Source organism: Hansschlegelia beijingensis, from assembly GCF_045505405.1.
GTDB lineage: Bacteria > Pseudomonadota > Alphaproteobacteria > Rhizobiales > Methylopilaceae > Methylopila > Methylopila beijingensis_A.
Window position 1 is genome coordinate 1 of the sequence record NZ_JBJKEX010000222.1, and the last position, 4,981, is coordinate 4,981.

The window sequence follows — 4,981 nt, forward strand, 5'->3', positions numbered from 1 at the left end:
CCGTGATAGCGTAGTCGAACGAGGCGTAGCCCTTCGAGATGGACTTCAGCCGGTCGTAGAAGTCGAACACCACCTCGTTGAGCGGCAGGTCGTAGACCACCATTGCCCTACGCGACCACCCCGCCTTCGCGTCCCGCGCGGAGGAGATCCGGTCGTTCTTCGCCGCGTCCCGGCGCGCCTTCTTCGGCCGTGAGCAGGGGGACGTGCCGGCGCCGGACGCCCTGATCCGGCTCGCGCGCGACCTCGCGCGGGCGGAGCGCGGCGCGTGACCTGGCTTGGCATCCTCGGGGTGGACCACCCCTGGGCTCTCCTGCTGGCGCCGCTGGCGGCGCTGCCCTTCTTCGCGTCCCCGCTACGGCTTTCCGCCACGCCGTCCGACGATCTCGCGCCCGACGATCCGCTGTCGGCCGTGCTCGGCGCGACTCTCGCGGGCGCAGGCTGCATCGCGATCGCGGGCCTCGCGCTCGGTCTCGCCGGGCTCCACCTGCGCGAGCAGAGCGTGGAGCGCCGCGGCGTCGGGGCCAATGTGGCGCTGCTGATCGACCGGTCGAGCAGCATGGACTCCACCTTCGCCAATCGCCTCCCGGATGGCGGCGAGGAATCCAAATCGGCGGCGGCGCGCCGGCTGCTGACGGACTTCGCTTCGCGGCGGCCCGCCGACCGCGTGGCGGTCGCGGCGTTCTCCACCTCGCCGATGCCGATCATCCCGATGACGGACGAGCATGAGGCTGTCCGCGCCGCGATCGCGGCGATCGATCAGGCAGGCCTCGCCAAGACCGACGTCGGCCGCGGCCTGTTGCTGGCCTTCTCGATGTTCGACGCGTCTTCGAGCGAGAGCTCGCGGGCGATCGTGCTGGTCTCGGACGGCGCCGCGGTGATCGACCGGCGCGTGCAGGACGCGCTGCGGGACGCCGCCGCCAAGTCTCCCGCGAGCCTCTACTGGCTGTTCCTGCGAACCGAGGGCTCCAAGGGCATCTACGACGCGCCGGCGGCCGGCGAGGAGGATTCCCCGTTCTCCAATCCCGAGCGCCATCTGCACATCTTCCTCAAGAGCCTCGGGCTGCCCTACCGGGCCTTCGAGGCGCGGAGCGCCGGCGACGTCTCCGACGCGATGCGGGAGATCGACCGTCTCGAACAGCGTCCGACGCTCTATCGGCAGAAGCTGCCGCGGCGCGACCTCGCGCCCTGGTGCTACGGGATCGCAAGCTTCGGGCTCGCCCTGCTGCTCGCCGCCAAGCTGCTCGAGCGACGCCTTGAGGACGCGCCGTCCGACCCGAGCGTTCCGGAGCCGGCCCGATGAAGCTCGTCGCCAGGCTCCGCAACGCCCTTCTTCCCGTGGCGCTCATCGCCGCGCTCGCCGGCGTGGCCTGGTCCGCATGGGCGCTTTATGGCCGTCTTCACGACCGCGCCGTCGTCCGGGATCTGCTGGCCAATCGGGACGTCTCGTCGCCGCCGGCGGCGAAGGCGGACGTGCTGTTCGCCCGTGGCTACTACCTGCTCATCCGCGACCGGATCGATGAAGCGCAGGGCTACGCGCAGCCCATCGCCGATCAGGGAGACCGGCTGCTGCTGGCGCGCTTCTACTACGACCTCGGCAACGCCCGGCTGAAGCGCGCGATCGCGCAGGTCGAGGCCAGCAAGATCGACGCCGCGATCCCCGAGGTTCGTCTCGCGAAGACGGCGTACAGGTCGGCCCTGCTGGCGGACCCGGAGCTTTGGGACGCCCGTTACAATCTCGACGTCGCGATGCGGCTGGTGCGGGACTTCCCCGAGCTCGAGCGCGGGGACGAAGAAGCCCAGGGGCAGCCGAAGAAACTCTGGACGGATCTGCCGGGCCTTCCGCGAGGGCTGCCTTGAGCTTCCGGCCCGATCTGCGCTTCTGGGCGCTGGCGGTCGCGCTTCTGCTCGCTCTCGCAGCCCTCTGGGGGCCGACCGCGCAGGCCGAACGGCCCGTCTACAACCTCGTGGCCTTCATCGACATCACGATGAGCATGAACGCGCGGGACCAGACGCTCGAGGGCCGTCCGCGGAGCCGCCTGGAGGCCGTGAAGGAAAGGCTGACCGCCGCGGCCGCCCGCCTGCCGTGCGGGACCAAGATGGGCCTCGGCGTCTTCACCGAGCGGCGCTCGTTCATGCTGCTCGCCCCGCTCGACGTCTGCGAGAACTTCACGGCCTTCGCCGGCGCGGTGAGCGGCGTCACCTGGCGCATGGCCTGGGAGGGCGACAGTCGCGTGTCTTCGGGCGTGTTCGAGGCGCTCCGGCTGGGGCGCGCGGTCGACGCCGACGTGCTGTTCTTCACCGACGGCCAGGAAGCGCCGCCGCTGCGGACGGACATTGCGCTGAGCTACGACGACGGACCGGCGGCGGTGCGCGGCCTACTGGTCGGGGTCGGAGGCGACCAGCCGACTCCGATCCCGAAGTATGACGATTTCGGCCGCGAGGTCGGCTTCCTCGAAATGTCCGACGTGCCTCAGGAGTCGCGGATCGGCCCGCCGCCGACCGACGCCGAATCCCGGCCCGGCTACAATGCGCGCAACGCGCCGTTCGGCGAAATGCCCGCGGGCGAGGAGCACCTCACCTCCGTGCGCGAGCCGCATCTGCAGGAGCTCGCCCGTCTCACCGGGCTTGGCTACGCCCGGATGGGCGCGCCCGGCGCTCTGGCGGAGGCGGTCGTCGCCAACGCCCGACCGACCGCGAAGCCCGTCCGGATCGGTCTCGCCGTCATTCCCGCGGGGCTGGCGCTCGCCATCCTGGTCGCGCTCTACGCCGCTCCGCTCGCGGCCCGCCGCAGAAGCGGCCGCCGCGTCCAAACCGCCTGAAGGAGAATTGTTTCCGATGAACATCCGCACCCCGCTCGCGACCGCCCTCCTGCTCGCCGCGATCATCCCTGCGTTCGCGCATGGCCCGACCCCGCAGAAGGTCGCCGAGAAGATCGAGATCAAGGCCGAGCCGGCGAAGGTCTGGTCGGTCGTGAAGGATTTCGGGGCGCTCCAGAGCTGGCATCCGGACGTCGCGAAGAGCGTGGCGGACGGGCAGGAGCGCACGGTCACGCTGAAGAAGGGCGGCGAGTTCAAGGAGGGACTCGACGTCGCCGACGACCAGCAGATGGAGCTCGACTACCGGCTTTCCGGCGACGCCGGAGACGCGCTGCCGGTGAGCTCCTACAGCGCCGCCATCAAGATCGCGCCGAAGGACGGCGGCTCCGAGGTCACCTGGGAGGGCCGCTTCTACCGCGCCGACACGGGCAACGAGCCGCCGGAAGGCAAGGACGACGCCGCCGCCGTGGAGGGCATGACGTCCTTCCTGAAGAACGGTCTCGAGGGCTTGAAGAAGAAGCTGGAAGCCGGCGGATGAGACTGGCGCTCGCGGCGGCCGCGTTCGTCCTCGGGATCGGGCTGTCCGGGGCGCGGGCGGAGGAGCCCGCCTTCGCGGCCGTCTCGCAGGCGGGCGCGGAGGTGTCGTTCCTGAGCCGCTCGGGCCTCGAGGGCGCGTCCGTGAAGGTCGACGACGCTCCGGCCTCGATCGCCGTCGGGCCCGACGGGCGCACGCTCTATGTGACGCATCCGGACCGAGGCCGCGTCACCATGCTGGACGCCGTCACCCGCACCGTGACCGCGAGGTTCAACGTGGCCGGCAGCCCGTTCGGGGCCGCGGCCACGGACAGCGAGCTCTACGTCACGGACTGGACCAACGGGAGCCTCATCCGGATCGACCCCCTGACCGGCGTGACCACCGGGACGATCTCCGTGGGCAAGTCGCCCGCGGGGCTTCTCCTCGACGTCAAGCGGGGCCGGGCTTACGCGGCCGACCGCGAGGGCGACGCCGTCAGCGTCGTCGATCTCAAGGCGATGCGGCGCGTCGGCCAGGTGAAGGTCGGCCGGGCGCCCTTCGCGCTCGGGCTCTCGCCGGACGGCGCGCGGCTGTTCGTCGCCAACGTCCAGAGCGGCGATCTGTCCGTGATCGACACGTTCAAGCTGACGGAGCTCGCGCGCACGCCGGTCGGCCGCATGCCATACGGGGTCGCGGTCACGGACGACGGCGAGCGCGTGGCGGTCACGCTGCAGGAAGAGGCGGCGCTGGTGGTGCTCGACGCCGCGAAGCTCACGCCGCTCGGCCGGGTCAAGGTCGGCAAGTACCCGGAGGGCGTCACGATCGCGGCGGATGGACGGTCGGCGGCTGTCGCCAACTGGTTCGACGACAGCGTCACGGTCGTCGACCTCGGCTCCATGAAGGCCTTGAGCCTCATCAAGACCCCGGCGGGACCGCGCTACCTCGCGGCGCTCGCTCAATGACAAAGACAATCGGGAGAAGAAGACCAATGCGTAACGCGGTTCTCGTCGCGAGCGCGATCATGGCGAGCGTGATCGCGGGCACGGCCTCGGCGCAATCCCTGGAGAATGTTCCGCCGCTCGATCTCGGCGCCGCCATCGGCGAGCCCGGCGAGGGCTGGCGCAAGCAGTCGGCGACCGATGAAGGCCTCACCTTCGTCTGCGAGAGCGAAGCATGCGGCGGCCGCGGCGTCCTCGGCGTCGGCCAGGCCAAGACCAGCCCGGACTACGTCAAGGCGGTGATCGCTGATCCGGACAAGATGCTGAAGAGCTACCAGTACGGCTCCGAGGAATCCATGAAGCCCTCGGGCTGCTCCTTCAGCTCCTACGCCACGAAGCGGATCGGGGAGCAGCGGGTGCAGTACACCAGCGTCGGAACCTGCCCGCAGGGCGGCCACGCGGCGATGACCACGATCTTCGACGGCAACCGGCCCTACATGATCTCGGTCCAGGTGTTGACCGGGTCGGAGGCGGCGGCCGTGAAGCTCCGCGACCAGACCACGGACAAGCTCAACTCCGCCCTCTGACCGGTGACCCGGCTCCCGGAAGCTTCCGGGAGCCGATCGTTCACCTTATCGCGCCGGGCGCTTCGCCGCCCGGGCGGGCTCCTTCTTGTCCCGCACGCGGGCTGCGGGGCGCGGGCCGGGCCTGCC

At 70.7% G+C, this 4,981-nt stretch carries 6 protein-coding genes and 1 pseudogene; 6 read left to right on the forward strand and 1 reads right to left on the reverse strand.

The genetic code is table 11. The features are described 5' to 3' along the window. Positions 1-112: pseudogene (locus ACIKT0_RS12800) on the reverse strand (hypothetical protein); the annotation flags it as partial. A 153-nt stretch (positions 113-265) separates the two neighbouring features. Between ACIKT0_RS12800 and ACIKT0_RS12805 the strand changes: the two are divergent. The 6 genes from ACIKT0_RS12805 to ACIKT0_RS12830 are packed head-to-tail and all read left to right on the forward strand — an operon-like array spanning position 266 to position 4,855. Continuing rightward, positions 266-1,300: a vWA domain-containing protein gene (locus ACIKT0_RS12805; RefSeq protein WP_407105711.1), complete on the forward strand. Its 1,035-nt coding sequence runs from the start codon at positions 266-268 to the stop codon at positions 1,298-1,300. Further along, a complete protein-coding gene (locus ACIKT0_RS12810) occupies positions 1,297-1,857 on the forward strand; it encodes a hypothetical protein (protein ID WP_407105712.1) in 561 nt (186 codons plus the stop codon). Before ACIKT0_RS12805 ends, ACIKT0_RS12810 begins: the two co-directional genes overlap by 4 nt. Beyond that, positions 1,854-2,819: a VWA domain-containing protein gene (locus ACIKT0_RS12815; RefSeq protein ID WP_407105713.1), complete on the forward strand. Its 966-nt coding sequence runs from the start codon at positions 1,854-1,856 to the stop codon at positions 2,817-2,819. Before ACIKT0_RS12810 ends, ACIKT0_RS12815 begins: the two co-directional genes overlap by 4 nt. A gap of 16 nt (positions 2,820-2,835) precedes the next feature. Further along, entirely contained in the window at positions 2,836-3,354 is a 519-nt protein-coding gene (locus tag ACIKT0_RS12820; RefSeq protein WP_407105714.1) for an SRPBCC family protein, read from the forward strand. After that, complete coding sequence (locus ACIKT0_RS12825) at positions 3,351-4,292, forward strand: YncE family protein (protein ID WP_407105715.1); 942 nt, start codon at positions 3,351-3,353, stop codon at positions 4,290-4,292. The genes ACIKT0_RS12820 and ACIKT0_RS12825 overlap by 4 nt, the downstream gene beginning before the upstream one ends. 26 nt (positions 4,293-4,318) lie before the next feature. Next, positions 4,319-4,855 carry an SRPBCC family protein gene (locus tag ACIKT0_RS12830; protein WP_407105716.1) on the forward strand — a complete coding sequence of 179 codons (537 nt, stop codon included), beginning with the start codon at positions 4,319-4,321 and terminating at the stop codon, positions 4,853-4,855. Positions 4,856-4,981: the final 126 nt, after the last annotated feature.

Coding starts and splice junctions, on each gene's coding strand:
- ACIKT0_RS12810 (WP_407105712.1), top strand. CDS start 1,297: ATGAAGCTCGTCGCCAGGCTCCGCAACGCCCTTCTTCCCGTGGCGCTC.
- ACIKT0_RS12820 (WP_407105714.1), top strand. CDS start 2,836: ATGAACATCCGCACCCCGCTCGCGACCGCCCTCCTGCTCGCCGCGATC.
- ACIKT0_RS12825 (WP_407105715.1), top strand. CDS start 3,351: ATGAGACTGGCGCTCGCGGCGGCCGCGTTCGTCCTCGGGATCGGGCTG.
- ACIKT0_RS12830 (WP_407105716.1), top strand. CDS start 4,319: ATGCGTAACGCGGTTCTCGTCGCGAGCGCGATCATGGCGAGCGTGATC.